At 67.3% G+C, this 26,672-nt stretch carries 30 protein-coding genes and 1 pseudogene; 21 read left to right on the top strand and 10 right to left on the bottom strand.

Features of this window, described 5'->3' with window-relative positions; translation table 11 throughout:
* From AC1D1G_RS22745 to AC1D1G_RS22730, 4 genes are all read left to right on the top strand, one after another.
* A partial coding sequence (locus AC1D1G_RS22745; protein ID WP_477953788.1) for a thiolase family protein occupies positions 1–942 on the top strand: 942 nt, incomplete at its 5' end.
* Complete coding sequence (locus AC1D1G_RS22740; RefSeq protein WP_477953787.1) at positions 939–1,619, top strand: energy-coupling factor ABC transporter ATP-binding protein; 681 nt, start codon at positions 939–941, stop codon at positions 1,617–1,619. The genes AC1D1G_RS22745 and AC1D1G_RS22740, both read left to right, overlap by 4 nt.
* The gene (locus AC1D1G_RS22735; protein WP_477953786.1) at positions 1,616–2,218 is read left to right on the top strand and encodes an energy-coupling factor transporter transmembrane component T family protein; all 603 of its coding nucleotides are present in this window, start codon (positions 1,616–1,618) and stop codon (positions 2,216–2,218) included. The genes AC1D1G_RS22740 and AC1D1G_RS22735 overlap by 4 nt, the downstream gene beginning before the upstream one ends.
* Positions 2,211–3,605: an AMP-binding protein gene (locus tag AC1D1G_RS22730; RefSeq protein ID WP_477953785.1), complete on the top strand. Its 1,395-nt coding sequence runs from the start codon at positions 2,211–2,213 to the stop codon at positions 3,603–3,605. Before AC1D1G_RS22735 ends, AC1D1G_RS22730 begins: the two co-directional genes overlap by 8 nt.
* 4 nt (positions 3,606–3,609) lie before the next feature.
* Here AC1D1G_RS22730 and AC1D1G_RS22725 read toward each other — a convergent pair whose 3' ends face one another.
* From AC1D1G_RS22725 to AC1D1G_RS22715, 3 genes are all read right to left on the bottom strand, one after another.
* Positions 3,610–3,930, bottom strand: coding sequence for an AtuA-related protein (locus AC1D1G_RS22725; protein WP_005574609.1), 321 nt, complete (start codon positions 3,928–3,930; stop codon positions 3,610–3,612).
* Positions 3,927–5,300 (bottom strand): acyclic terpene utilization AtuA family protein, encoded by a 1,374-nt coding sequence (locus AC1D1G_RS22720; protein WP_477953784.1) that lies wholly within the window; start codon positions 5,298–5,300, stop codon positions 3,927–3,929. Before AC1D1G_RS22720 ends, AC1D1G_RS22725 begins: the two co-directional genes overlap by 4 nt.
* Before the next feature lie 67 nt (positions 5,301–5,367).
* Positions 5,368–6,678 (bottom strand): CitMHS family transporter, encoded by a 1,311-nt coding sequence (locus tag AC1D1G_RS22715; RefSeq protein WP_283330938.1) that lies wholly within the window; start codon positions 6,676–6,678, stop codon positions 5,368–5,370.
* A gap of 122 nt (positions 6,679–6,800) precedes the next feature.
* Here AC1D1G_RS22715 and AC1D1G_RS22710 point away from each other — a divergent pair, with 122 nt between their 5' ends.
* Both AC1D1G_RS22710 and AC1D1G_RS22705 read left to right on the top strand, forming a co-directional pair.
* A complete protein-coding gene (locus AC1D1G_RS22710; RefSeq protein ID WP_477953783.1) occupies positions 6,801–7,721 on the top strand; it encodes a LysR family transcriptional regulator in 921 nt (306 codons plus the stop codon).
* Between the two features lie 9 nt (positions 7,722–7,730).
* Positions 7,731–8,096, top strand: coding sequence for a VOC family protein (locus AC1D1G_RS22705; RefSeq protein ID WP_283330940.1), 366 nt, complete (start codon positions 7,731–7,733; stop codon positions 8,094–8,096).
* 15 nt (positions 8,097–8,111) lie between these two features.
* Here AC1D1G_RS22705 and AC1D1G_RS22700 read toward each other — a convergent pair whose 3' ends face one another.
* Positions 8,112–9,137, bottom strand: a complete 1,026-nt coding sequence (locus tag AC1D1G_RS22700) for a LacI family DNA-binding transcriptional regulator (protein WP_280780692.1) — start codon at positions 9,135–9,137, stop codon at positions 8,112–8,114.
* A gap of 142 nt (positions 9,138–9,279) precedes the next feature.
* On the opposite strand from AC1D1G_RS22700, the gene AC1D1G_RS22695 reads away from it, so the two are divergent.
* Together AC1D1G_RS22695 and AC1D1G_RS22690 are read left to right on the top strand one after the other, a co-directional pair.
* Positions 9,280–10,335 (top strand): Gfo/Idh/MocA family oxidoreductase, encoded by a 1,056-nt coding sequence (locus AC1D1G_RS22695; RefSeq protein WP_317570047.1) that lies wholly within the window; start codon positions 9,280–9,282, stop codon positions 10,333–10,335.
* 5 nt (positions 10,336–10,340) lie between these two features.
* On the top strand, positions 10,341–11,123 hold the full coding sequence (locus AC1D1G_RS22690; RefSeq protein ID WP_477953781.1) for a TIM barrel protein: 783 nt from the start codon (positions 10,341–10,343) through the stop codon (positions 11,121–11,123).
* Between the two features lie 22 nt (positions 11,124–11,145).
* Here AC1D1G_RS22690 and AC1D1G_RS22685 read toward each other — a convergent pair whose 3' ends face one another.
* Positions 11,146–11,574: a hypothetical protein gene (locus AC1D1G_RS22685; RefSeq protein WP_477953780.1), complete on the bottom strand. Its 429-nt coding sequence runs from the start codon at positions 11,572–11,574 to the stop codon at positions 11,146–11,148.
* Positions 11,575–11,754: 180 nt separating this feature from the next.
* Here AC1D1G_RS22685 and AC1D1G_RS22680 point away from each other — a divergent pair, with 180 nt between their 5' ends.
* The 5 genes from AC1D1G_RS22680 (at position 11,755) to katG (ending at position 17,344) form a co-directional block, all read left to right on the top strand.
* Positions 11,755–12,930, top strand: coding sequence for a sensor histidine kinase (locus tag AC1D1G_RS22680; protein WP_477953778.1), 1,176 nt, complete (start codon positions 11,755–11,757; stop codon positions 12,928–12,930).
* Positions 12,931–12,947: 17 nt separating this feature from the next.
* Positions 12,948–13,607 carry a response regulator transcription factor gene (locus AC1D1G_RS22675; protein ID WP_477953789.1) on the top strand — a complete coding sequence of 220 codons (660 nt, stop codon included), beginning with the start codon at positions 12,948–12,950 and terminating at the stop codon, positions 13,605–13,607.
* A 337-nt stretch (positions 13,608–13,944) separates the two neighbouring features.
* Positions 13,945–14,520: a hypothetical protein gene (locus AC1D1G_RS22670; RefSeq protein ID WP_477953777.1), complete on the top strand. Its 576-nt coding sequence runs from the start codon at positions 13,945–13,947 to the stop codon at positions 14,518–14,520.
* Between the two features lie 115 nt (positions 14,521–14,635).
* The gene (locus AC1D1G_RS22665) at positions 14,636–15,079 is read left to right on the top strand and encodes a Fur family transcriptional regulator (protein ID WP_005243590.1); all 444 of its coding nucleotides are present in this window, start codon (positions 14,636–14,638) and stop codon (positions 15,077–15,079) included.
* A gap of 36 nt (positions 15,080–15,115) precedes the next feature.
* Entirely contained in the window at positions 15,116–17,344 is a 2,229-nt protein-coding gene (gene katG, locus AC1D1G_RS22660; protein ID WP_477953775.1) for a catalase/peroxidase HPI, read from the top strand.
* A 94-nt stretch (positions 17,345–17,438) separates the two neighbouring features.
* Here the strand turns inward: katG and AC1D1G_RS22655 are convergent, their stop codons facing one another.
* From AC1D1G_RS22655 to AC1D1G_RS22645, 3 genes are all read right to left on the bottom strand, one after another.
* On the bottom strand, positions 17,439–17,783 hold the full coding sequence (locus tag AC1D1G_RS22655) for a hypothetical protein (protein WP_477953773.1): 345 nt from the start codon (positions 17,781–17,783) through the stop codon (positions 17,439–17,441).
* A gap of 471 nt (positions 17,784–18,254) precedes the next feature.
* The gene (locus AC1D1G_RS22650) at positions 18,255–18,488 is read right to left on the bottom strand and encodes a hypothetical protein (RefSeq protein ID WP_105417380.1); all 234 of its coding nucleotides are present in this window, start codon (positions 18,486–18,488) and stop codon (positions 18,255–18,257) included.
* A 92-nt stretch (positions 18,489–18,580) separates the two neighbouring features.
* On the bottom strand, positions 18,581–19,360 hold the full coding sequence (locus AC1D1G_RS22645) for an acetoin reductase (RefSeq protein ID WP_477953771.1): 780 nt from the start codon (positions 19,358–19,360) through the stop codon (positions 18,581–18,583).
* Positions 19,361–19,465: 105 nt separating this feature from the next.
* Between AC1D1G_RS22645 and AC1D1G_RS22640 the strand changes: the two are divergent.
* The 3 genes and pseudogenes from AC1D1G_RS22640 to AC1D1G_RS22630 all read left to right on the top strand — a co-directional run.
* Positions 19,466–19,946 (top strand): annotated as a pseudogene (locus AC1D1G_RS22640) (hypothetical protein); the annotation flags it as partial.
* A 114-nt stretch (positions 19,947–20,060) separates the two neighbouring features.
* Positions 20,061–20,213, top strand: coding sequence for a hypothetical protein (locus AC1D1G_RS22635; RefSeq protein ID WP_418341514.1), 153 nt, complete (start codon positions 20,061–20,063; stop codon positions 20,211–20,213).
* Positions 20,214–20,305: 92 nt separating this feature from the next.
* The gene (locus AC1D1G_RS22630; RefSeq protein ID WP_477953769.1) at positions 20,306–21,217 is read left to right on the top strand and encodes a hypothetical protein; all 912 of its coding nucleotides are present in this window, start codon (positions 20,306–20,308) and stop codon (positions 21,215–21,217) included.
* Here AC1D1G_RS22630 and AC1D1G_RS22625 read toward each other — a convergent pair.
* Positions 21,205–21,474: a hypothetical protein gene (locus AC1D1G_RS22625; RefSeq protein ID WP_477953768.1), complete on the bottom strand. Its 270-nt coding sequence runs from the start codon at positions 21,472–21,474 to the stop codon at positions 21,205–21,207. The genes AC1D1G_RS22630 and AC1D1G_RS22625 overlap by 13 nt on opposite strands.
* 59 nt (positions 21,475–21,533) lie before the next feature.
* Between AC1D1G_RS22625 and AC1D1G_RS22620 the strand changes: the two genes are divergently transcribed.
* Entirely contained in the window at positions 21,534–21,995 is a 462-nt protein-coding gene (locus AC1D1G_RS22620) for an MFS transporter (RefSeq protein ID WP_477953766.1), read from the top strand.
* 82 nt (positions 21,996–22,077) lie between these two features.
* Positions 22,078–22,500 (top strand): MmcQ/YjbR family DNA-binding protein, encoded by a 423-nt coding sequence (locus AC1D1G_RS22615; RefSeq protein WP_105423485.1) that lies wholly within the window; start codon positions 22,078–22,080, stop codon positions 22,498–22,500.
* A gap of 383 nt (positions 22,501–22,883) precedes the next feature.
* On the opposite strand, the gene AC1D1G_RS22610 is transcribed toward AC1D1G_RS22615, so the two are convergent.
* The gene (locus tag AC1D1G_RS22610; RefSeq protein ID WP_418341440.1) at positions 22,884–23,324 is read right to left on the bottom strand and encodes a hypothetical protein; all 441 of its coding nucleotides are present in this window, start codon (positions 23,322–23,324) and stop codon (positions 22,884–22,886) included.
* A 1,109-nt stretch (positions 23,325–24,433) separates the two neighbouring features.
* Here AC1D1G_RS22610 and AC1D1G_RS22605 point away from each other — a divergent pair.
* The 3 genes from AC1D1G_RS22605 to AC1D1G_RS22595 form a co-directional block, all read left to right on the top strand.
* The gene (locus AC1D1G_RS22605; RefSeq protein WP_477953764.1) at positions 24,434–24,925 is read left to right on the top strand and encodes an SRPBCC family protein; all 492 of its coding nucleotides are present in this window, start codon (positions 24,434–24,436) and stop codon (positions 24,923–24,925) included.
* Between the two features lie 347 nt (positions 24,926–25,272).
* Entirely contained in the window at positions 25,273–25,767 is a 495-nt protein-coding gene (locus tag AC1D1G_RS22600; RefSeq protein WP_477953762.1) for a cyclophilin-like fold protein, read from the top strand.
* 509 nt (positions 25,768–26,276) lie between these two features.
* Positions 26,277–26,672, top strand: a 396-nt coding sequence (locus tag AC1D1G_RS22595; protein ID WP_477953761.1) for a helix-turn-helix domain-containing protein, incomplete at its 3' end; no start/stop codon positions are given.

Below are 26,672 nucleotides of genomic sequence, written 5' to 3'. Positions count from 1 at the left end.
GGCGGTGATCCCGCGCGGGTCGCGGCCCTGCAGGCGGGGATGGGCGTGGAGGTTCCCGGGGTCACCGYCGACCGGCAGTGCGGTTCCGGCCTCGACGCGGTGATGCAGGCCGCGCTCCGCGTGCGCAGCGGTGCCGACGAGCTGATTCTGGCCGGCGGCGTCGAATCGGCCAGCACGGCGCCGTGGCGGTTCTGRCCGCCGGTGTCGGGCGCCGATCCGGTGCGCTACACCCGTGCTCCCTTTGCGCCGCACGGCTTCCCCGACCCCGACATGGGGGCGGCCGCGGACGAGCTCGCGCGGGTACGCGGCATCAGCCGTGAGCGGCAGGACGCGTACGCGGCGCGGTCGCACACGCTCGCGGCCGCCGCCGACTTCTCGTCGGAAATCGTGCCGATCGGTGACATCGCGCGGGACCAGCGCATTCGCGCGGGCATGACCGAGGCCAGGCTCGCGCGGCTGCGCCCCAGCTTCGGTGCGGGCGGAACGGCCACGGCGGGGAACTCCTGCGGCATCTCGGACGGCGCCGCCGTGCTGGCGGTGACGACGGAGTCGCTGGCCGCCGGACTGCCTGCGTTGCGAATCCTCGGTTCCGCCGTCGCGGGATCGGACCCGGCGCTGCCCGGACTCGGACCGGTCCCCGCAATCTGCAAACTCCTGAAGAGAACCGGATACGACGTGGCGGATCTGGGCGTCGTCGAGATCACCGAGGCCTTCGCGTCGGTGGTCCTGGCGGTGTCGGACGAACTCGGCCTGGACGAATCCGTGATCTGCCCACAGGGCGGCGCCATCGCCATGGGACACCCATGGGGAGCGTCGGGGGCGATCTTGCTGGTGCGTTTGGCAAGTCAGATGCTGCGCGAGGACGGACCCGCGCTCGGGCTCGCGGCGTGCGCCATCGGCGGCGGACAGGGCATCGCGATGCTCGTGGAGCGCGTGTCGTGAGTGAGATCGTCTTCGATTCGGTGACCCATGCCTTCGGGGACCGCCCGGTGCTCCGCGGCGTCGACCTGCGCTTCTCCGAGCGCCGCGTCGGCATCATCGGATCCAACGGTTCCGGTAAGTCGACCCTGGCCCGCATGATCAACGGGTTGCTGAAGCCCACCTCCGGCACCGTCACGGTCGACGGTGTCGACGCCGCCAAAAAGGGCGCCCAGGTGCGCCGCAAGGTCGGGTTCGTGTTCACCGACCCCGACACCCAGATCGTCATGCCCACGGTGTCCGAGGACCTGGCGTTCTCGCTGCGCCGGTCCGGTCTGAGCAAGCCGGAGATCGCCGCCCGCGTCGAGGAGATCCTGGTGCGGTTCCGGCTCGACCAGCACGGCGATCACCCCGCGCACCTGCTGTCCGGTGGCCAGAAGCAGCTGCTCGCCATCGGCGCCGTCCTCATCCGCAGGCCCGAGGTGATCATCGCCGACGAGCCGACCACACTGCTGGATCTGCGGAACGCCCGCGTCGTCGCCGAAGCACTCGATTCGATGGACCAGCAGGTGGTCGTCGTGACCCACCAACTGGCGCTGCTGGAGAGTTTCGAACGGGTCATCGTCATCGACGACGGTCTCGTCGCATTCGACGGCAGCCCGGACGACGCCGTCCCCGCGTACCGGCAGTTGGTCGAATGATCGGCCTGTACCGCCCGGGCGACTCGCTCGTGCACAGGATGCCCGCCGGGCTGAAACTGCTGCTGTTGATCGCGTCGATCGTCACGGCCACCGTGTTCGTGCGCACCCCGCTCGAGGTCGGTGTCGTCATCCTGGTGGTGGGCCTGCTATTTGCGGTGGCTGCCATTCCGTGGCGGGTCGCGGTGGCGCAGTTGCGTCCGGTGGTGTGGATGTTGTTGATCATCGCCGTGTTCCAGGTGCTGATCACGTCGCCCGCGCGGGCGGTCGTCGTGTGCGGGGTGCTGCTGATCTCGGTGGCGCTCGCCGCGTTGGTCACGCTCACCACCCGGGTCACCGACATGCTCGACACGGTGTCGCGCGCACTCGGGCCCCTGCGGAGGTTCGGGGTCGATCCGGATCGGATCGGGCTCCTGCTCGCGTTGGCGATCCGGTGTATCCCGCTGTTGACGGGGATCGTGCAGGAGGTGGCGCAGGCGCGGAAGGCACGCGGGTTGCAATGGTCGATGACGGCGCTGGCCACACCGGTTCTGGTCCGCGCCCTCCGGACCGCGGATGCGATGGGCGACGCCCTCGTCGCACGGGGAGTGGACGATGACTGAGCTGCTCGCCGAGCGTGTCGCTCGACGGGCCGCCGAGAACCCGGAGACGACAGCGGTCGTGTCCGCACGCGAGACCGTCGACTACGGCCGGTTCTGGTCGCGGGTCACACGCACCGCCGCCGGGCTCGACGGCATGAATCGGGTCGCCGTGCTGCCGACGTCGGATGTCGGGTCGCTGGTCGTGGTGACGGCGGCGATGCACGCGGGAGTCAGCGTCGTGCTGCTGCATCGGCATCTCCTGCCCGCGCAGCTGACGCGGGTGCTCGAGCTCGCGAAACCCGGCGCCGTGGTGGCCGCGTCGCACCAGCACACCAGGCTACGGAGACTGGGATTCGACGGGACCGTCGAGACGGCGGACAGCCTCGAATCCGACGGCACCGCAGGCCGGGCGCGTCCCGGCACCGAACTGCTGGTCGGCATCACGTCCGGCACCACCGGTGAGCCGAAGCTGTTCGTGCGCAACCAGCGATCGTGGGCCACGACCCTCGACCGCTCGGACACGACGTTCGACATCGGTAGCGGGGATCGCGTGGCGGTGCCCGGAGTTCTCGACYACACCCATTTCCTGTACGGCGCGCTGCACGGGCTCACTCGTGGTGCGACGGTGGATCTGCGACCGGTCACCCACTCGCTGCGCGACGCGGCCACACATCTGTACTCGGTACCCACCATCGCCTGGGATGTGGTGCGGTCGGGGATCGGTCCGGTCGGCAGCGTCCGTGAGGTGCTGTCGTCGGCGGCCCGGTGGCCGCGCACCGGGCGTGAGGCGTTGCAGGAGGTGCTGCCGAAGGCGTCGCTCGTGCACTTCTACGGCGCCTCCGAACTGAGCTTCGTGTCCTTCGACCGGGGTCTCGGCGCCGCCGACGAGCATGCGGCAGGCGAACTGTTCGACGGCGTCGACGCAGAGATTCGCGCGGGCCTCGTTCACGTGCGCAGCGACATGCTGTTCGACGGCTACCTCACCGAGGACGGCGTGCTGAACGGCCCCGCCGACGGGTGGATGACCGTGGGGGACCGAGGCAGGGTGGCGGGCAACAGCCTGCAGTTGTTCGGCCGCGACAGCGACACGGTGATCCGGGCGGGGCTCAATGTGGAACCCGCGGCCATCGAGGCGGCGTTGACCGCACTCCCCGGGATCTCGGAGGCTGCGTGCATCGGAGTGCCCGACAGCCGGATGGGTGAGGCACCGGCCGCCGCGATCGTGGTGGACGGCGACGGGCCGAGTTCCAGCGAGATCTGGCGGCATCTGCGCGCCACGTTACCCAGCCCGAGCATGCCGGTTCAGGTACTCGCGGTCGACAGCKTGCCGCGCACGCCGCGCGGCAAGCTCGATCGTCAGGCGCTCGCCGTCACCCTGTCGGCGTCGCGGGACCGGAATCCTGTGTAGCCCGTCAGATTTCGAGGCTCAGCAGGTGATAGCCCAGCGTCTTGCCGTGTCCGTCGAGTGCGGGGGAACCCGTGACGCCGCCGCCGAGGACGCCCGGCAACTCGAACACCATCGCCATCAGGTTCGGCTGGCAGGTGCGCCGGGCCGGACCGGTGATCAGCTCGCCGTAGTGGGCGGCGACGACGTCTTCGGTCAGTCTCCGGGCGAGATAACGGTAGGCGGCGTGGTCCCGGGCCAGCACGGCAAGGATGAGCGTGTCTCCCTTGTCGCCGGCACGAACGTCGGCGAGGGAGTCTATCTTCTGAACCGTTGCGGGCGTGGTCATGTCGTCACCTCCGTGAGGTGCACCCGGGTGGGCACGAGGTCGCGGGGGAGGGTGCACGAGCGGATCGCGAGTACCTCGGTCGCCGAGCGCCGGGCGCCGCCCCCGCCGGCCGGTCCGTTGGTGTACAGGCTTTCCACTTCCCAGCCGACGAGGTCGGCTTCCTCGCGGGTGCGTGCGCGGGCGGTCACCCGCACGCGCACCTCGTGCGCATCGGTGTCGGTGTCGAGGCCGCGGAAAGCCGCACCGGCGCCGATGTATTCGACGGAGACGGCGTCCTCGGTGAAACCGTGCACGTCGACGAGTCGTTCGGTGACGATGTCCGCGGCGAGCCGGGCGCGGGGGTGGGCGCGCGGGCCCGCGTAACTGATCTGCCCCTCACCGAGCCAGCCGCCACGGAAGCCGAGGGTGACCTTCAGCTGCTGCGGCCGGGGGCGCCCCGTCGCACCGGTGATGGCGACCCGGTCGGGTCCGACGCTGGTGAACGACACGTTGCCGAAGTCCGCGGTGACGTCCGGCGTGAGATACGAGGTGGGATCTCCCACCTCGTACAGGAGTTGCTCGGCGCAGGTTCGTTCGGTGAGTATGCCGCCGGACCCGTCGAGTTTGCCGAACGTCGCCGATCCGTCGGCGAGGACGTCGGCGAACGGGAAGCCGAGATCGGCCATGCCCTTCACCGGTTTGGTGACGGGATCCGCGTAGTACCCGCCCGTGAGTTGTCCGGCGCACTCGAGCAGGTGCCCGATCGCGGTTGCGGCGCCGATGGTGTCGTGATCGGTCAGGTCCCATCCGAAGTGGTGGGCGAGTGGGGCGACGTAGAGGGAAGGGTCGGCCAGCCGCCCGGTGACGACGATGTCGGCGTCCAGTTCGAGCGCGGGGATCACGGCCTCCGCCCCGATGTACGCGTTCGCGGAGACGAGTTCCTCGTCGTGCTCCGACAGTCGTCTCCCGGTCTCCCACACGACGGGGTCGTGGCGCAGCACCTGCTCGAGCACCGCGTCGCCCGTGATCGCAGCGATGCGCACCTGCCGGTCGGCGGACCGGGCCGCGATGCCGGAGACCAGTTCAGCGGCGGCGAGAGGGTTCGCGGCACCGGCATTGGTGATCACAGTGGTCCCGGACGCGAGCGTGTGGGGGAGAACCGCGCGCATGCGTGCGGCGAGGAGCGGATCGTATCCTTCGTCCGGGTTCTCCAGTCGGCGCGCGTTTCCGGCGGCGACGGTGCGTTCGCCGAGGCATTCGAAGATCAGGTAGTCGAGGTCGGCGTGCCGGGCGAGTTTCTCGGCGGGGTCGATGCGATCTCCGGAGAACCCGGATCCGGCGCCGAGTCGCACGCTCCGCGAGGCTCTGTCGCGGGTGCTCGATGGTGTCACGGGCTCGAAGTCCTTTGCTTGTTCTACGGGTGGTGGGGTGGCTCGGCTGCGGTGATGCCGCGGACGATTACAACGAGAGGGCACCGGTGATCAGCGCCATCACGGTCATCACGATGGTGGTCCCGAAGGCCCAGCCGAAGATGAACCGCTGGTGTTTGCCGAGGTCCACCTTGCTCAGTCCGATCAGGATGAACGTCGCGGCGGTCAGCGGGCTGAGCGGGAATCCGGTGGTCATCTGACCGAGGATGGCGGCGCGGCCGATCTCCGCGGGGTCGCCTCCGAACGATGCCGTGGTTTCCGCGAGCACCGGGACGACGCCGAAGTAGTAGGCGTCCGGCGTGAAGACCAGACTGAGCGGCATCGATGTGACGGCGGTGATGACGGGGATCAGAGAGCCGGCGGACTGCGGAATCCAGGAGACGAAGGTCTGCGCCATCGCGGTGATCATCCCGGTGCCGTTGAGGATTCCGGTGAGCACGCCTGCCGCAAGGATCATCGCCACCACCATGGTGACGTTGCCGCCGTGCTTCGCGAACAGGGCCTGCTGGTCGTCCCACTTCGGGCGGTTGACAGCGAGCGCAAGTGCGAATGCGATGGCGAATGCCACCTCCAGCGGCACGAGCTGGAACAGCAGGATCACGATCAGGACGAGGGTGAGCACGGTATTGAACGCCATCACCACCCGTTGGCGACCGGTGCGCACCGGCGCGTCGGAGACGTGCGGCGTGCCCGGACCGCCGCCGCCGGGAGACACCAGTTCGGTGACGCCGAGCCGCTTACGTTCCGTGCGGCCGATCATGTAGGCGGCGAACAGGACCCACAGGATCCCGGCGCCCATCGCGGGCAGGACCGGCGTGAAGATGTCGGCGCTGGTCAGGTCGAGCGCGGCCATGGCGCGGACGGTCGGGCCGCCCCACGGAATCATGTTCATCAGTCCCGCGGCCAGGCAGACGATGCCGGTCAGGACGACCGGGCGCATCCCGAGTTTCTGGTAGATGGGCAGCAACGCCGAGATGGTGATCAGGAAGGTCGAGGTTCCGTCACCGTCGAGCGCGACGAGCAGGGTCAGCACCGCGGTTCCGACGGCGATCTTGGTGGGATTGCCACCTGCCCACCGGACGATCCGGCGGATCGCCGGATCGAACAGTCCCACGTCGACCATCAGGCTGAAATACAGGACCGCGAAGGCGATCATGATGGCGACGGGCGCGACCTTCAGCAGCCCGTCGCCCACCATCTCCCCGAGGTCGGGTGCCCATCCGCCCACGATCGCGAACGTGACGGGAACGAGGATCAGTGCGACGAGCACCGAGACCCGGCGGCTGAACGCCAGCGCCAGGAAACAAGCGATCGTGGCGAACCCGAGCGCGGCAACCATGTGACCTCCTTCGAAATGGAATCCCAGTGTCGCGCGCCTCACAATTGTGCGTCAAATATCAATGAATGATCGATTCATGAGTTCAACTCATGAATATCCCAGCATGAATACCGGCCATACTGATGCGCATGAGCATCAATCTCGGGATTTCTCACCTGAGGAGCATCGTCGCCATCGCCGACTACGCGAGCTTCACCGCGGCGGCCCACGCACTCGACGTGTCTCAGTCCTCGCTGAGCCGCTCGGTCGCCGAGGCCGAGCGCAGACTCGACGTCACGCTGTTCGAACGCACCACTCGCCGTGTCGAGCTGACCACGCACGGGCACGAGATCATCGAGCACGCCCGGCGGATGCTCCACGATTTCGACGACGGACTCACTCAGATCGAACGATTCGTCACCGGTGACCGCGGAATCGTGACGGTGGCATGCCTGCCCTCGCTCGCGGCCACGTTCCTTCCTCCGTATGTGGTGAGCTTCCGCGAGCAGCACCCCGACGTGCGCCTCCAGATCCGGGACGGACTACGTCAGGAGGTTCTCGACGCCGTGTACTCGGGCACGGTCGACCTCGCCCTGGTCACCACCTCGGGCATTCTGCCCGGGCTGCAGCAGGACGTCCTGACGAGCGACTCCTTCTATTGCGCTGTCGCGCCGACACATCCGTTCGCCGATCGGCCGGTACTGCGGTGGTCGGATCTCGCCGGACAGCCGTTCATCGCGTTCGGACCCGAGAGCAGCATCGCGGCGCCCGTCCGCCGGGCCGTCGAGGACGCACGCATCGAACTCGGTCCCGTCATGCAGGCGCAGAACATCGGCGCGGTAGCGGGACTGGCGGCGGCCGGGCTCGGCGTCACCGCGGTACCCGAACTCGTGCTTCCCATGATCTCGTTCGCCGGACTCGTCCACATACCCCTGCAGCCGACGGTCGAACGCACCATCTCCCTCGTTCAGGTCGCCGGCCGACCCCAGACGGCGAGCACCCGCGGTTTCGTGAACGTGCTTCTCGCCGACCGAACTCCTGATCGAGGAACCGATTCCGGCTAGAGTTCCGGCATGTCACCTTCTCGCGCAGATCATCATCGACTGAACTACGTGGAGTTGTCGGTCACGGACCTCGCGGACGCGGAAGCGTTCTACCGCTCGGCATTCGGCTGGGAATTCAACGCCTACGGCCCGCAGTACGCGGGCATCGTCGGTGCGGACGGTGAGGAAGTCGGCGGCCTGCTGCAGGTTCCGGAACGGAAGCCGGCAGGCGGACCGCTGGTGCTGCTGTACTCGGTGGATCTCGACGCGTCGGTGGATGCGGTGCGGGCGGCCGGTGGCACCGTCGTCAACGGCCCGTACGACTTTCCCGGCGGGCGCCGCTTTCACTTCACCGATCCGAGTGGCAACGAACTCGGTGTCTGGTCGTCGGCCTAGTATCCGGCAGAGGATCTAGTCGCGGTGTGCGACAGGGCCGGTGGTCGCGCGGCGGACGAGGTGCGGCGCGAGTACGAGGTCGACGGCCTTGTCGCCGGCGATCTGAGCCAGCGCTCCGTCGACGGCGGCCTCGGCCATGTGCGTCGCGTCCTGGGAGATCGTCGTCATCTGCACGTGCGGAATCCTCGCCAGGCGGGAGTCGTCGTAGCCCATGACGGAGATGTCCGCGGGCACGTCCCGGCCACGGCGGACCAGTAGGTCGAGCACGCCGGTGGCGCACCGGTCGTTGAAGGCGACGACGGCGGTCGGGGGAGTGGCCATCTCCAGAAGTTTGTGCATGCCCTGTGCGCCTTCGGTTTCCGTCGTACCGCCCGCCACGACCGTTGCCGAAGCCGACAGTCCGTGCCGGTGCATCGCGGCCAGGAATCCGGCCCGCCGGTCCGCACCGCCGGGAGCGTCGGCGCCGTCGATGTGCGCGATGTTCCGGTGTCCGAGTTCGGTGAGGTGGTCGACGGCCAGGGTGATGCCGGCGACGTCGTCGCCCCGCACGGCACCGACTCCGGGCAGGCCGCTCGCGCGCGCCACGACGAGGGCGGGCACGCGGTCGGCCAGCGCGCCGAGCTCGTCGCTGTCGAACCGGGTGCCGAGGAGGATCGCGGCCTCGCAGCGCTCCCGCAAGAGCGCCTGGACGGCGACCTTCTCGGCACGACTCGGCGCGACCGCGCTGAGCATCACGTCGTATCCACGGCGGGTGGCCGCCGCGTAGATCTGTTCGACGACATCGCCGTGGAACGGCTGCTGCAGTTCGAACACCACTCCGAGCAACCGGGAACTGGCCTGGCGCAGTTTCTGTGCGCGACGGTCGGGGACGTAGCCCATCTCGTCGGCGATGTCGAGCACCCGCCTGCGAGTGGCCTCGCTGGCGCCGGGAACTCCCCGCATCACGATCGAGACGAGCGCTGTGGAGACTCCTGCCGCTCGCGCCACATCGCCCATCGTCGGACGGGCGCCACCGGTCGATCCCGCCACCGGTTCGACCACGTGCACGACTCCTGTCCTCCCGGGCCCCGCGCTGTCCGCTCGAAGCTGCTCTTGACCAATGATCGCACGAGTCCTACGGTCTAGAACTAGAACGTACTAGTTCTCCTCTACCTCCACCCTTCCACTGCACTGGAGCGCACCCATGTCACTCAGCGAAGCCGCAACCGTCCACTCGACGGCGCCCGCTTCCCACCCGGTCCGCATCGCGACGATCGGTGCCGGACGCATCGGCTCGAATCACGCGGAGATCGTGGCCCGCCTGATCCCCGGGGCGTCGCTCGTCGCCGTCAGCGACCCGGTCGGCGAGTCCGCGCAGCGCCTCGCCACCGCGTTGGGAGCGCCGATCGCCACCGCGACCGTCGACGACGTCCTCACCAGCGACGAGGTCGACGCGGTGCTGATCACCGCCCCCGCGCGAAGCCACACGGATCTGGTCGTCGCGGCCGCGGCTGCCGGCAAGCACGTGTTCGTCGAGAAGCCGATGGCAGTGACCCTCGCCGACGCCGACCGCGCCATCGCGGCGGCCGCCGACGCCGGCATCGTCCTGCAGGTGGGGTTCAATCGCCGATTCGCTCCCGGATTCGCCGCCGCCCGCGCCGCGATCGACGCGCAGAAGGTCGGAACCCCGCAGCTGCTGCGTTCGCTGACCCGCGATCCCGGGCCGTACACCGCCGATCCGGCACGCGTTCCCCAGTGGACGATCTTCCTCGAAACGCTCATTCACGACTTCGACACCCTCTGCTTCCTCAACCCCGGCGCACGCCCGGTGCGGGTGCACGCCGTGGCCGACGCCCTGGTACGACCGGACGCCAAGAGCTCGGGCCACCTCGACACCGCAGTGGTGACGGTCCAGTTCGACAACGGTGCCATCGCCACGGCGGAGGCAAGCTTCAGTGCGCTGTACGGATACGACGTGCGCGCCGAGGTGTTCGGCTCCGGCGGTATGATCACCGCAGGCAGCGGGCTCAGCACCGACATGACCTACTACGGCCCCGACGGGCTGCACGCCGACACGGCGCGCCGCGACACCGACCTCCTGCACTCCGCGTACGTGGGGGAACTGACCGCCTTCGTCGACGCGATCCGCACCCACACACCGGCGGTCGTCACAGGCCACGACGCCCGCACCGCGCTGTCGATCGCACTCGCCGCCGTCCGCAGCGTCGAGACCGGCTCCGCCGTCGACCTGGACCGGTGACACCGATGACCACCTATGCGCTCGCCGCCAGCGCCGAAATGCTCTACCTCGACCTGCCGTTCCTGGACCGCGTCCACCGCATCGCCGAACGCGGTCTCCAGGTCGAGATCTGGGACTGGTCCACCAAAGACATCGACGCTCTCGCCGCCGGCGGCGCCGAATTCTCCTCGATGACCGGCTATCTGGAGGGCAACCTCACCGAAGCCGACGGCATCGAGGCTCTGCTCACCACGGCGCAGCAGTCCCTCGACGTCGCGAAGCGGCTCGACTGCCCGCGACTGAATCTGCACGGAACCGGGCTGGACAACCGGGGACTGCCCGTCCGTCCGGTCGAAACGGTCACGCCCGCAATGTGGCTGACCGCCGCCGACACTCTGCGGAAGGTCGCCGAACTCGGCGAACAGGCGGGGCGGGTGTTCACGCTCGAGAACCTCAACCTCGCCGTCGATCATCCCGGCACCCCGTTCGCGACCGCGGCCGACACTCTCGCTCTCGTCCGGGCGGTCGACAACCCTCACCTGCGCATGAATCTCGATCTCTATCACGCCCAGATCGGCGAGGGGAACCTCATCGAACTCGTCCGGAAGGCACTGCCCTACATAGGGGAGATCCAGGTCGCCGACGTCCCCGGACGCTGCGAACCCGGAACCGGCGAAATCCACTACCCGGCTGTCGCAGCCGCCCTCCGCGACCTCGGCTACACCGGCGTCGTCGGACTCGAAGGGTGGGCGAAGAACGATCCGGACGATGCGCTCGACGCGTTCGAGGCGGCATTCGCGYAGCCGTAGGGATGTCCTGGCCGCCCGTCTGTCACGCGGGGGTCATCGTCGGCGTTCGCGCGCCGATCGGCCGCTGCTCGRTCCGCTGCCCGGACAGACGACCGGTGTGGTGAGCCTCGATCATCCGCTGCTCCGCGCGTTGGGACCCGCGCAACCGCAGGGAGGAGGCGGCCGCGGTGTCGAGGAGCGCGCGCAACGCCGGTTGCTCGGCGGCCAGCGCTTTCCACGTCGCATTCAGGGGGGTGCCGTCCTCGACCGCCTGGTCGAGGCGGGCCGCGAGGTGGTTGCTCCACCGGTGCTGAAGTGCGAGAAGGATGTTGTCGGCCGAGCCGAAAAGCTCGATCGCGCCGGGTACTTCGTCGAACCGCAACGCCTGTGTGGGGTCGGCGTGCGCCCGCCCCAGGACTTCTTCCAGTACCGCCCGGCGTGCACGGAAATCGTTCCACGACATCTCGGCCACCTCCGTAGTTTCGTTGATGACGGCAACGCTACGGATCCGCAGCAGCGGTTTCGCCGTGCCACGGTCGCGTTCTCGTCTCCTACCGTGGGTGGAGGGATCTCCGCTCCGGAGAGGACGCGGTGTGGGTGGGTCTTCGCCTACGCTGGTCGTGTGCAGGTGACGGCATTTTTTCGTCGACGCGTGGCGGAGAGTGAGTACGACTACCCGCTCGCTGTGCCGGTGTTCGCGCACATCGCCGTCGTTGTCATCGCCGGTGCCGCTGTCACGCAACGCGACGGCTTCGTGCCGCCGGGGTGGGTCCTGCTGTGTGGCCTGGTCGCCGCGGTGACCCCTGTTGCGGGAGACATGATCAGACCGGGAGCGGTGCTTCCGCGTCCGTTCCTGGCCGTCGTCGTCATCGCGGCGGCCGCACTGCTGCTTCTGCAGCAGCCCGACAGCGCGTTCGACTTCGCGCCGCTCATCCTGGTGATCCTCACCGCCGAGGTCGCGGCAACGGCGTCACTGGCCGTCAGTCTCGCCACCTTGGCTGCCGCGATGGCAGTCCTGACTGCGTTTGCACTGACGGGCCGACTCGACGGTGCGCCTTACGCTCTCGCCGGAGTCGTGCTGGGCTGGGCCTTCGGCTACCTGATGCTCACACAGTTGCGCCTCCTTCATCAGGAGCGGGCCTCGAAGGCGATCCAATCCGAGCAGGCCGCCACCCGTGAACGCCAGCGAATCGCTCGCGAGGTTCACGACGTCATCGCCCACTCGCTGAGCATCACGCTGCTGCATCTGACCGCGGCGCGTCGCGCGCTCGAGCAGGACCGGGACGTCGACGACGCAGTGGACGCGCTCTCCGACGCCGAGCGACTCGGGCGGCAGGCGATGGCCGACATCCGGCGCACCGTCGGGTTGCTCGACGCAGGTCCGGCGGGCACCCGTCCCGAGCCGGGCGTCGCCGATCTTCCCGATCTGATCGACGACTTCCGCCGTGCGGGTCTGCCGGTGGCCTTCGACATGCGCGGGGACCGCTCTGCCGTGACCGGCGCAGTCGGTCTCGGCATCTACCGCATCACGCAGGAGTCGCTGGCAAACGTCGCCAAACATGCACCCGGCGCCAGTGCCGACGTGCGACTCACGATCGAGCCGGAACGCGTGACGCTGGATATCCACAACCCGACCCGAGGTCGGGTGACCCCACCGAACGGCTCACTCGGTTCCGGTCTGCGGGGCATGCGTGAGCGCGCCGCGCTGCTCGGTGGCACATTCCGCGCCGGCCCGGACGGCAGGGGATGGTCGGTGCACGCCGCGGTTCCATTGCCCCGAGACTCCTGCCGGCCGGCGATTCTCCGTCACATCCCGGGACTGTCGTGACGGGCCCGGAGATCAGGGTGCTGCTGGTCGACGACCAGGAACTGGTGCGGTCGGGGCTGCGCCGGATCCTGCGGCGCAAGGACGGCTTCGTCATCGTCGGCGAATGCGCCGACGGCTCGGAGGTGCCGGGCGCGGTGGCGGAGCACACCCCGGACGTCGTGCTCATGGACCTCCGGATGAAGAAGGTCGACGGCATCCGCGCGACCCGCGATCTCCGGTCGGGAGCGCAGCCGCCGCCGGTGCTGGTGCTCACCACGTTCGACGACGACGAACTGCTGTCCGGGTCGCTCCGCGCGGGTGCGGCAGGGTTCATCCTCAAGGATTCGCCTGCCGAGGACCTGATTCGCGCCGTACGCACCGTCGCCGAGGGCGGCGCCTGCCTCGACCCCGCAGTGACCGGACGCGTTCTCGCCACGTACCGCACCGTCGCGCCGTCGTCCGACGGGGGCCGGAACCACCTCACCGAGCTGACTGCGCGGGAACTCGATGTGCTCGCGCTCATCGGGCGTGGGCACAGCAACAGTGAGATCGGCCGTGAGCTGGGTATCTCGGGCGTGACCGTGAAGAGTCACGTCGGGCACATCTTCCTCAAACTCGATCTCCGCGACCGCGCGGCCGCCATCGTGTACGCCTTCGATCACGGCATCGTCTCCCCGGGCGACACCGGGCCGGATTAGGTTCCGACGGAAGACTTTTCACCCAGGCATCGTGGTGCGCGGTTACAGTCGAGTGGGAACCGGTCATAGGGCCGGTGCGCGACCGGGGAGGGTGAGCGTATGGGGTCGGTGTCGAAGCTGCGGCGTCTCGGTCACCTGCACGTACACCGACAACACCGGCGAAGTGCCTCCTTCCGGAGGTATTCACGGTGTTCCACTGAGGATTCCGGACGGCGTCTGGAAGGTGCACATCGAGGCGGTCGGCGGCAGAGGCGGTGTCAGTTGTTGCAGCACGGTCGCTCCCGGCGGCCGGGGAGCGGTAGCCCGAGGTGACGCCTGGCTCGTTCCGGGATCGACGGTGTACGTCCGGGTCGGCGAGAACGCGCGCGGCGGCGGATCGGACACTCTGACGCAGGTCGAGGGCGGCGGGGGCAGTGGCGGAACCACCGACTGGCGCCGCAACACCACTCCGCCGAACGTGAACGGCGGTGACGGGGGAGGTCTTTCGGCTGTCGTCCTCGACACCGGAAGGTCGAGCGTGCTGGTTCCGCATCGAATCGAACTGCCGCTGGTCATCGCGGCGGGAGKGGGCTACGGCTCGTTCGTGGAAGGCGGCGGACAGCCCGTGTTCGGATCCGACGGGTCGAGCCCGGCGGGTCTTGCCGGTGGTCCCGGATACGGCGGCAGCGCAGGAAGTTCCGGTGCGACGCTACCGGAGGCCGTCGGCGACGGGATCGGGGCCGGGGGCGGTGGCGGGGCCGGCTGGTACGGCGGCGGAGGCGCCGCCGGGGGACGGATCGGTGGCACCGGCGAGGCGAACGAGCCACCGGGCGGCGGAGGTGGCGGACTCTCCCTCGTGCCGTCGGGCGGCACGATCGGACTGTCTTCGACGGATTCGGTGCCCTCGGTCGTCGTCACCTTCGAGCTTCCCTGAAGAGTTCGTCGGAGCCGTGGTCGGCCAACGGGCCAGTTGTGCGTGAGTTGAAGTCACGGCAAATAGTTTCAGCAAAGTCTTGGCTGAGTCCAGAAAAGTAAGTCATAGTGGGTGGGTGCCGTCGATGCCGGATTACGCAGCGCTGCTGCGCGGGGCTGAGCTTCGCGTGACCCGCCCGCGGGTCGCGGTGTTGGAGGCCGTGCACGCGCGCCCACATGCCGATACGGAGACGATTTTCGGAGCGGTGCGCACCGTTCTGGAAGGGGTGTCCCGGCAGGCCGTGTACGACGTGCTGCACGCAGTGACCGCTGTGGGATTGGTGCGGCGGATTCAGCCGCCCGGCTCCGTTGCTCGGTACGAGTCGCGGGTCGGAGACAATCACCACCACGTCATCTGCCGGTCGTGTGGGGTCATTGCGGACGTCGACTGTGCCGTCGGCGAGGCGCCCTGCCTGACCGCGTCCGACGACAACGGTTTCCTCGTCGAGGAGGCCGAGGTCATCTACTGGGGTCTGTGCCCCGACTGCTCGACTTCACAGACTTCTCGATCGAACCCATGACCACAGCCCAGTTTGGTCTCTCCCGGAAGGAATGTTGTGTCCGATAGCTGCCCGGTCGCTCATGAGGGAAACACTCAGAGCACCAGTGAAAGTGAAAACCCCGTAATCCCGTCTCCCACTCCGGCGGCGCACCGCCCGAGGACGAACCGCGACTGGTGGCCGAACCAGCCGGAGCTGTCGGTGTTGCACGCCCACACGTCCAAGTCGAACCCGATGGGCGTGGACTTCGACTACGCCGAGGAGTTCGCCAAGCTCGACGTGGAGGCACTCAAGCGCGACGTCATCGATCTGATGACGACCTCGCAGGACTGGTGGCCCGCCGACTACGGCCACTACGGCGGCCTCTTCATCCGGATGAGCTGGCACGCCGCAGGCACCTACCGCATCGCGGACGGTCGCGGCGGTGGCGGTCAGGGCGCTCAGCGTTTCGCCCCCCTCAACAGCTGGCCCGACAACGCGAGCCTCGACAAGGCCCGCCGGCTGCTCTGGCCGGTGAAGCAGAAGTACGGCAAGCAGATCTCGTGGGCGGACCTCCTCGTCTTCGCCGGCAACTGCGCCCTGGAGTCGATGGGGTTCAAGACCTTCGGGTTCGGATTCGGCCGCGAGGACATCTGGGAGCCCGAGGAGATGTACTGGGGTCCGGAAGACACCTGGCTGGGCGACGAGCGCTACAGCGGCGATCGCGAACTGTCCGGTCCGCTCGGGGCCGTGCAGATGGGTCTCATCTACGTGAACCCGGAAGGGCCCAATGGCCAGCCGGATCCGCTGGCAGCCGCCCGCGACATCCGGGAGACGTTCGGCCGCATGGCGATGAACGACGTGGAGACCGCTGCGCTGATCGCAGGCGGCCACACCTTCGGCAAGACGCACGGCGCAGGCGACGCCGACCTGGTCGGTCCTGAACCGGAAGGCGCCCCGATCGAGCAGCAGGGCCTGGGCTGGAAGAGTGCCTACGGCACCGGCGTGGGCAAGGACGCGATCACCAGTGGTCTCGAGGTCGTGTGGACCCCCACACCGACGAAGTGGGACAACAGCTTCCTCGAGGTCCTGTACGGCTACGAGTGGGAGCTGACCAAGAGTCCCGCCGGTGCCTGGCAGTGGACCGCCAAGGACGGCGCAGGCGCGGGCACGATTCCCGACCCGTTCGATTCGTCGGCGGGACGTGCTCCGACGATGCTGACCACGGACCTCTCGCTGCGCATCGACCCGGCCTACGAGAAGATCACCCGGCGTTGGCTCGACCACCCGGAGGAGTTCGCCGAGGAGTTCGCCAAGGCCTGGTACAAGCTGCTGCACCGCGACATGGGACCCGTCACGCGCTACCTCGGCCCGTGGGTGCCGGAGGCGCAGCTGTGGCAGGACCCGGTCCCCGCGGTCGATCACCAGCTGATCGGCGACAGCGAGATCGCCGCGCTCAAGGGCAAGATCCTCGACTCGGGCCTGTCCATCTCCCAGTTGGTGTCCACCGCCTGGGCGTCGGCAGCCACCCACCGCAGCACCGACATGCGCGGCGGCGCCAACGGGGCGCGGATCCGGCTTGCGCCGCAGAAGGATTGGGAGATCAACAGCCCCGCCGAGCTGTCCACGATCCTGCAGACCCTCGAACAGATCCAGCAGGACTTCAACTCGTCGCAGTCCGGCGGAGTGAAGGTCTCACTCGCGGACGTGATCGTTCTGGCGGGTGCCGCAGCGGTCGAGAAGGCGGCGAAGAACGCCGGTCACGATGTCACGGTCCCGTTCACGCCGGGTCGTACCGACGCCACACAGGAGCAGACCGATGTGGAGTCGTTCGCCGTGCTCGAGCCGAGGGCCGACGGGTTCCGCAACTACCTCCGAGCGGGGGAGAAGTTGCCTGCCGAGGCGCTCCTGGTCGACCGGGCCTACATGTTGAACCTGACCGCTCCGGAAATGACGGTTCTCGTCGGTGGCCTGCGTGCACTGAACGCCAACTTCGGCCAAACGAAGCACGGCGTCTTCACCGACCGGCCCGAGGCGTTGACCAACGACTTCTTCGTCAACCTCCTCGACATGGGTACGGTGTGGAAGGGAGCGGCCTCGGCCGAGAACGTCTACGAGGGCACCGATCGTGCCACGGGTGACGCCAAGTGGACCGCCACCGCCGTCGATCTCGTGTTCGGTTCGAACTCGCAACTGCGTGCTCTCGCCGAGGTGTATGCCACCGACGACGCGCAGCAGAAGTTCGTGCAGGACTTCGTTTCTGCCTGGAACAAGGTGATGAACCTCGACCGGTTCGACCTCGACTGATCATGGTTGATCGGCCTCGGCCGATCAACCGTCGTCTGGCCCGGCACCCGCGAGTGGAAACTCGACGGGGGTCGGGCCAGATTTGTGGCGTATGTCAGAGGTGTGGGAGCGCCGCGGTGAGAAAGACTGTGCCGGCGGCGATTCCGAAAGCGCCGGTGAGAATGCCCAGCAGTGCTTCCAGGGACTTCGGCTCGCTTCCTTCGGCGGCAGGGTGCCGGTTGGCGGCGATGCCGGCGGCGACGGCGCAGACGCCGAGAACGACGCCGAATCCGAACATCCAGAACATCACTATCGACAGGGCTCCCAGCATGACCGAGATGTCGCTCCAGCGTTCGCCCTGCAGGTGCTGTGGTCTGGCGAGCCGGGAGAATCGTGCCGGGGAGCCGTCGGGATTGTGTCGCGACGATCCGTTGTGGACTTCCAGCAAAGATCGGGTCATCGGCCGAGCCTCGGCGAGTCGATCGGAACGCAGCACAGCAACACACCTCCCGTGATCATCAAAATGGCCCGCCACCTCGGCGAGCGCATCCACCACTGTGCAGAATAAATTTAGCACTCGGCGACCTTGAGTGCCAGTTTCGATGCTGCCCGCCGAAACCTGGACGGCCGCTATCGAGTGGTTACTGCGTCGGGAAGCTGGTCGTTCGGACGCGGCGGTGCTAAATTCCGGATTGCACAGTGGGCCGCGCCCGCCGCCGTGACGGGCGCGCAGGAATTCGGGAGGTGCAGAGCTGTGCGTCGAGAAGAAGGCGGAACATCGAATCAGAGTGCGCAACGTCGAATAACGGAACTGCGCGAGGACGAGCCCATCCGGTGGCCGGACCCCAGTCCGCTCAGCAGTTGGTGGGATCGGGTTGTCTGGGGTGCGCGGGGGTCGACGACATGACGAGCCCGTCGTCCGACGCAGGGTTCAGCCGGTCGACAGTCTCTCGGCGTTACGCACCGCGGTCTCGAGGTGCCTGTCCGCGGTGCTCAGGTCGAGCCGGGCATCGCTGAGGCTGTCGATCACCTGTTCCCGCGAGGCGCCGTCGCTTGTGCTGTCGAGCAGGTCGAACGCGTCGGTCAACTCCTTGATGCGGTTTTCGAGTGCTTGCAGATCGAACCGCAACCGACCGGTGCGCTCGACCAGGTCGTCGACGTCCACGGCTGCCCCTTTCGTCCCCGGACGCGCTGTCGCATCACCCTACGTCCGTCTACCCGCGGATCGGGGTGTGAAACCCCGCTGCGAGTGGCGGCCTATCGGTACACCAGGCCGCCGTCGATCAGTCCCGCCTGCCCGGTCATGTAGTCGGAATCCGGTCCGGCGAGATACGACACGTACGCGGCGACGTCCTCGGGCGTCTGCGCGCGACCGAGGGCGATGCCGCCGACGAACTTCTCGAACGTGGCGCCCTTCGGCGCGCCGGTGAGGGCTGCGAAGCGTTCGTCGATGGTGACCCACATGTCGGTGCCGACGACGCCGGGGCAGTAGGCGTTGACGGTGATGCCGTCCGACGCATACTCCTTCGCCGCGGCCTGGGTGAGGCCGCGGACCGCGAACTTGGTCGCCGAGTACACGCCGAGCATCGGGAATCCCTCGTGGCCGGCGATCGACGAGGCGTTGATGATCTTCCCGCCGTGTCCCCGTTCCCGGAACTTGGCTGCCCCGACCTGGATACCCCACAGCACGCCTTCGACGTTCACGGCGAGGATGCGTGAGACCTCCTCCGGTGTCACGTCGGCGATCGGGTTGACCTGGGCGATTCCGGCGTTGTTGACGATGATGTCGAATCCGCCCAGTTCGCGCTCGGTCCGGTCGACAGCGGACTGCACCTGATCGCGGTCCGTCACGTCGGCGACCAGTGAGATCGCCTTCGCTCCTACCGCGCGGACCTCGTCGGCCACTGCATCGACCCGGTCGCCGTTGACGTCGATGAGCGAGATGTCGGCGCCGTCCGACGCCAATCGCAATGCGATCGCGCGTCCGATGCCCTGTCCCGCGCCGGTGACCAGAGCGACCTTGCCCTTGATGCTCATCCTCGACTCCTGCCTGTTGTGATCTCCTCATAGATGAGCCAAGCATCGTCCACGGCGCGGTTGCAAGGGTTGCACTCGGTTGCAGTGTGGTCGAGTAGACCGTCGATTACGTTCGCCCCCAATGGAAATGGAGGTAGCCGCCCCTGGTTCGGCACCGCCTTCCCGCGGTCGGCTCGGGCGTGGTCCCGGCTGCAAGCAGACGGCGTGAGCCCCGACCGGGTGTGTGGGGACGTGGTGCTGGCCGACTACGCCGAGGTCGAAGCCCGGTGGACGCGCACTGCCCTGCGGTCGGTCGTCCCCGAGCTTCGCAACACGTTGACCCAGGTAGCCGAAGACGCGAATTCCATCGTGGTGATCGCGGACGCCGACGGGGTAGTGCTCTGGCGCGACGGGGCGCGCGGCGTGCGAAGGCCGTCGACGCACTGGGGTTCATAGAGGCCACACTGTGGCAGGAGCACACGATCACTCTCGAGAAGCTCCGCGGTCATGCCGCCCCGGTGCTCTCGGGGCGACCGCAGGGCCTGCCGTCGTGGTGGACCGGCACGGCTGGGTCGCCCACGCACGCGGGTTGGCCGTTCCCGACCGGAGCTATGACGTGCGCAATAGACGTTGCAGCCGATTGCAAATGGTTCGATCGCGGGATGCGAACAACGACGCGGTCGAGGTTCATCGAAAGCTCGTCAGGGACAGGATTCCTGACGTGATCGCCGCCAACGGCGACCGACCCCACTGGCACCGGCTGGTCGACGACTCTGACTACCTGGCCGCCGACCGCAAACGCGCCGCCCGGGGTGGGTTCGAAGAGCGAGTGTGGCTCGAACATGTCGAACTCGGCAACGCCACCGACTCGTAGTTCGGGAGGGATTGACACGGTATCGATCGCGGCGCTTGACTGGAACGCAAGCTGGTGTGGGCTCGCCCGATGGTGTTCCGGGAGGTTGACGTATGCGCGGCACAAGGTTAGCGGGTCCGGGCCATCGACGCGGAGCAACCTCCCCTCGCAGGACCATCTCGGTACTGGCACTGGTGGGAGTGTGCATTTTCTCCCTGACGGCGACCCAGACAGCCGGCGCAGACCCAGCAGCGGCAGACACCGTCGACACCGGGTTCGCGATCCCCTTCGCCGGGGCACCCGGCTACGAGAGCCTGGCTCCGACGCAGGTGACCAACCCTGGGCAGCTCAACCAGCCACTCGGTCAGCAAGCGGCGGACGAGATTGCCGGCCAGGTGGGGCTCACCAGGGCTGACGCGTTATCCGAACAGCAGTATCGAGACCTCCTCAGCGGCGGCGGAGTCGGCGGCAGCCGCGAAGCCGCCGAGGTGATCGATGCGTGCGCCCAGATCCTCACCAACACGAACGGCCGTCCCCTGTATTCCGACGTCGATGGCCACCCGACACCGTCGGTTCTGGCCAGCTACGGGCTCTACGTGAACACCAGCGGACTGCTGGAGAGTCCGGCCAACGCGGACGCCCCGACAAGGCAGGTGAACTCGTTGATCGCGCCCGGCGGTTTCGTGGGCACCTGGTTGAGGAACAACGATGCGACAGGAACCTTGATAGCGCTCTACCGGTCGGCGTACACGGTGCAAGCGGTCTACGGCTTCGCAGCGCAACAGATTTCGGGCGCAGCTCAACTGGTGACGAACACCAAGGGGGGTGTGAGTTCGGAGGTAGGCATGTCGATGGCGCCGCCGCTCTGGATAGTGAACTTTGCCCTGCTCTATATATTGAATCCTTCCCTGGCGGCGGCGATGCCTGCCCACTGGGCTCCCATCCCGTCGCCGGTCGCCGACGCACTACACTCGAGCCCCACCGGCCAGGTTCCTTTCAGCGACTATTCGTCCTACTTCCAGTGACTCGATTCCGGAGTCCGGCGAGATGCATTGACGTCGAGATGGCCGAGCTGTTCGACCATGTAGGTCACGGCGTTGTCGATTTTGCGGCGCCAGAGCCGCGTCACCTCGTCGGGATCCTGGGCCTCGAGAGCATGGAATATCGCGGTATTGTCGGCGACGATCTCATCGACCGAGTACGCGTATTCCAGACCGAGAAGCGAGACGAACATCCGCAACTGCAGCGACAGGCGGAAGAACATCGTCTCGATTCTCGGCATGTCGGCTGCGGTAGCGACGGCGTCCTGCCACCGGAGGTCTCGACGGTCGAACAGCGAGTATGGGATCCGCCGTCATCACTATCCTGCTCCTGGTCAGCTGCATCATCGCGCTGACCGCCATCAACAAATTGGGTCGCCGCACCCTGCTGATTCACAGCTTCGCGTGGTCTGGACTGACCCTGCTCCTGCTGGGACTGTTCCCGGGCAGTCCCGTTTCTGTCATCCTGTGCCTGTTCGCGACCTATGCGATTTTCACCGGCGGCGCCCAGGTCCTTCAGCTCGTGTACCCCAACGAACTCTTCCCGACCGAAATCAGAGGCAGCGCGGTGGGATTGGCCTCATCGCTCAGCCGAGTCGGCGGCGCCCTCGGCACCTACCTGGTCCCGGTCGCGCTGGACCGCTGGGGCGTCGGCCCGACCATGCTCGGCGCTGCCACGGTCGCGCTGGCCGGCCTCGCCGTCAGTGTCGCCTGGGCCCCTGAGACACGGGGTAAGTCTCTGGCCGAGTCCGCGCGAATCTGACCGCGGCACCCCGAATGCCCTCGTTCCGCATAGTTCCTACGTGACTCTCACGAGCCTGTGGGTCCCGTTCTATGATGTTGCGATGACGGCAGTTCCGCGCCGCGCACGGGTGGACGATGTGCACGAGTTGGCCTTGGGTATGCCCCATGTCACGGTCGAATGTGGGCCGCGGGGCAATCCTGTCTATCAGGTCGGCGGCAAATCGTTCGTGTTCTTCCGAACGCCTCGCCCCGATGCCTTCGACCCTCGTACCGGTGAACGGTATACGGACGTGATCGTGTTCTGGGTGCCCTCCGAGTCCGACAAGCAAGCAATGGTTCAAGACCCGGCGTCGCCGTTCTTTACCACGCCGCATTTCGACGGACATCCGTCGGTGCTGTTGCGGGCAGGTCGGATTGGCGATCTGACACTGCAGGAACTGACCGAGGTGGTTCAGGATGCGTGGCTCTGTCGGGCATCGTCGGCCAGGGCTTCGGCATGGCTCGCCGCGCACCGTCTGTCGTAGCGACGGTTCTTCCCGGTTGCCGAAGATTCCCGTCACGTAGCCAGACAGTGCACTGCACGCAGAACGCGGCGATGCCGCGAGGATCTGGTTCGACACAACCCGGACTGCTTCTGAACCTCCGCGCGACTGTGCGGGATGTGGCTGCGCAAGCGTTCCAGCCACGGCCCGATGTGCCGGCGTGGTACAAGGCCGTCGTCGTAACGCGCTCGAAGGTATCGAGGACTGCCGATCCCGCGGTAGTCGCGTCATCTGGCGTGGAATCGACCAGCGGCAGTTGCGTACGTGCGCCGGGCATCCGCCTTCGTTCCGCATAGCGACCCGCGGACCCGGCGGTTGGCGGCGCTACCGCGAGCCGACCGGCCGTCTCTTCCGTCTGCTTCGTGTCAGAACTTCCCGACGGCGTCGAGATTGGCGAACAACTCACCAGCCATGAAGAGGTTGGCGCCTGCAGCCTCGTTGAGGGCCTGCGCGAAATATGGGGAGAAGCGGAACGGCCAATACGTGGGGCCGATCCCGCCACCATGCGGCGTCATGACCGTCGGCATCATCTCACCCACGTTGTACGTGGCGACCATCCTCTCGCCCTGGGGGACCCCGTTGATCGTCACAGTCCCGTAAGCGCCGTCCATCCGCAGCCAAATATCCTGAACCAAAACAGAGTTCCCGGTCTTGCTGACGAACCTCGGCCCGCCGGGGTAGAACACGCCCATGCACGCGTCGATATGGTTGGTCTGCGAGCCGATTGGCAGATAGAGACCGGTCTTCGCGGGCTTGGCCTCGAACGGCGCGACGCCTTCCACCGCGATCTCGCTCTCGTTCAGCACCGTGACGACCCGCGGGGGGAAATCGAAGTTGGCATACCCGGACTGTGTGAAATATGGCAATCTCATACACTCAGCCTGAGCAGTCGGCACGGGCGCGTGAAGAGATAACGCCAGAACCAGGAAAACCCAAGCGACCGCTCCTACAAACGCACGCAAGACACGCATCTCTGCTCCAATCTTCGGGTTTGTTCGGCGTGGCACCGGGCGACGAGTGGCGCCAAGAAGCCACACATAGTACGGTACGCGCCCCGCGTCTGGCATCAAATCGCTATTTTTGCTGGGATTGACTTCTCTTGGGTTAATCGTCATTGGTGCGCGGAGGAGGCCGAGATGCCGCCCTCGCTGCTGGTGCTCGACGTCGGTCTGTTGCCGATCACCTCGTTGTAGCCGGACAGGCGCAGCGGTTGACCGACGTTCCCCCAGCTCTACGTGTAGGGACATGCCCCGCCGAGCACTGGACTGATGAGGGCAGAGCAGAGCACTACCTCTGCGCGATCAGGCACCCAGTTCCGTTCTGAAATACTCGTAGAATTGTTGGCCTGCAGTGGTTTACAAGGATCAAATGGGGACGACTAGGGCATGTGGTGACAATGCGGCGATGGAATCGTTCTTCGCCGGCAACGCTGTCTCGGACGCGCCCACGCGGTCCGTGCCGCGTTGATCGAGGCAATTGAAGCCCGTGACCTGGAGCAGATTCGCGTCGGCCTCACGGGCCGGGTCGTCGTGGCGGGAATGAGGACGTCGGCGACGCGCCAGAGCGTCTGCACTCGTCGGTTCCACGAATGTCTCGGTCAAGGATTCGCCGACTGGGAGGGAAGATGGTTCGATTTCCGAAAACCCACTCTGGCAAGTGACCTGAGGCCCTGGTTTGCGCAGCCTATTTATCTTCCGCTCATCTTCAGGTTGGAGAAGTGCTCACTTGGGCGAGCCGCACGTCGCCGTGTGCGACGCCGGCCGCAGCGCGCCCTCGCCCTCCGCTGACAGGGCGACACCCGCCGTGACCACGCGACCACGCGCACCGGGGGATCGTTGAACATGCCGTGACCTCATAATATGAAGCGAGGCTGCTAGCGTGGGCCTCTTTACGCGGGACCCAGGAGCGCTCCGCCATGAAGAACACCGTCTCGATCGAGATCGCCCTGCCGCGGGAGACAGTGGCACAGCTGCTCGCCGACTCGGCACACCTGCCGAAGTGGCTGCGGGGTCTGGTGTTGCACGAGCCGCTGAGTGGGGTGCACGGGCAGGTCGGTACCACATCGCGGGTCGTGATGCAGATGGAGAAGCAGAAGATCGAGTGCACCGAGACCATCACGCGTCGGGAACCGGCAGACCTGCGCGGGATCCCGAAAGGGAGCGTCGTTCACTTCGACCGCGAGATCGTCGGCGAGGGCATGTGGAGCGCCGTGCGCGACCGGCTGACCGAAGCCGGTCCGGAGATGACGCTCTGGGTGAGCGAAAGCGAATACCGGTTCAGCGGCTTGCTGATGCGGTTGGTGGGGATCCTGATGCCCGGCGCCTTCCGCAAGCAGTCGCAACAGCACATGCAGGACTTCAAGGCGTTTGCCGAGCAGGGAAAGGACGTCCGCGAAGCGAAGGACTGATCTACGATCAGCGCTCGTCTCCCGAACAGTGGGGAGAAGCCGGACGTGACGGCGGGCCGACCACTGTCGGGAACGTGCTCGGGGCGGGTGGAGCGGCAAGGATCGATGTCGGAGCCTGCGTAGCGAAGCCGAGCGTGAGCGCCCCCCGCTGATATCGGCCCGTGTACGGGCACCCGCGCCCCACAACTGCCCCGGAATCGAATTCAGTTGTGCCCCAATGCTGGTCAGCGCGGGTATTGCCCCTGAATTGCGAGCTGCCTCCGGATTCACACCCTCACTCCACGAGAGCCGCACCCAAGCCCTGCCACGGGGACCGGCCGGCCGGGCCGGGCCGGACACCAGCACCGATGCCCGGCGCAGCCCTGGGCCAACCCCGTCGCTGCTGTCTGCACTCGAAATGGCGTCCGTCTTGGTCGGCGCGTGTTCGCTTGGATCCTCACCTCAGGAGAGTTGGCCACTGCCAGCACTCCGGAACGAGAGTTTGCTGCCCGTGGACGTCGCCCAGGCGCTCGCGCCTCCGGTGTCGCCGTCGCATTCGTTCGCGAGCTCGCCCTGGTTCCCGGCCGGGGAACTCGCGGCTGACCGCGTGCACTCCGCGGCGCGGCGACATCGTGTATTGGGCGCCTCGTAATGCGTTGGCGCTGTTCTATGGCGATGGTGACGAACAGTTCGCCGACATCCAGATCGTCGGCCGAGCCGATTCCGGTATGGACGCCGTCGACCACCCGGGGAACGTCACGGCCGCGTTTAGCCTGCCCGTCAATACCGAACTAAATGGCGGCCGGCTGGCAGCGCAGTTCGTGCTCAGCGCCCTGAGCGAGATGGACACTTACCTCACGTAAGTGAGGGAGTCCGTATGCGAGCGTTCGCGCACAGGAGTGTCCCGAGGCCTCCAACGAGTAGTTCCATCATCCAACCGCCACCGCTCGGTCCGAGAAAAAGTCGCGGGTCCGCCGAGCAGGGCGGCTCGACGCGGCATGAGATTCACGCCCCGATAGTTCTCGGTGCCGGTGATCCTCCAACGGATGACGGCTCGGTCGCCGTCGATGTCGACGTGCTCGACCGTGAACCCGATGGCGGGGTCGGAGGCCAATCCCTGTCAGCCCGCGAGGCATTCGTCGTAGCCGGTCCATCGGCTGCCGTCGGGTTTCGGGCCGGTGCCCTCCAGCACGCAGTCGGGGGCGATGAGGTCGACGAGTTTGTCGGGTGCCCGTTCGAGGAACGCGGCGTGTATTGATCGGTGACTGCTGTTGTGTCGGTCATGGCCGTATCGTCTGCCGCGGAGTCACTGCTGGCAACTCCCTGGAAGGAATGGCATCGACCCCCGGGGGTGAGCGAAGATTGATCAGTGATGACGCGGTTCCCGAGTGAGTTCCGGCGCTGGCGCACGGCCCGCCGGATGAGCCAGCTGGATCTCGCGCTTCGGGCGGGCACCACCCAGCGGCACGTGAGCTTCATCGAACAGGGCCGCTCCCGCCCGGGTCGGGGCATGGTGTTGCGGCTGGCGGTGTCGATGAAGTTCACGCTGCGGGAGCGCAACGAGTTGCTCCTCGCTGCCGGCTTCGCCCCGGCGTTCCCGGAGTCACCGCTCGACGACGAGGCGCTCCGCACGGTTCGTCAGGCGCTGGAGACCATTCTCGACGGTCATCTCCCGTACCCGGCGATGGTCGTGCGGCCCCACGGCATCCTCGTCACCGCCAACCGGGCGTTCGAGGTGTTCGAAGAAGGCGTCGACCCCGCGTTGCTC

It is taken from the genome of Rhodococcus sp. P3_B8 (assembly GCF_056402775.1).
Note: the sequence above shows the minus strand (reverse complement) of the source record. Positions and strands in the feature narration are given on the sequence as shown.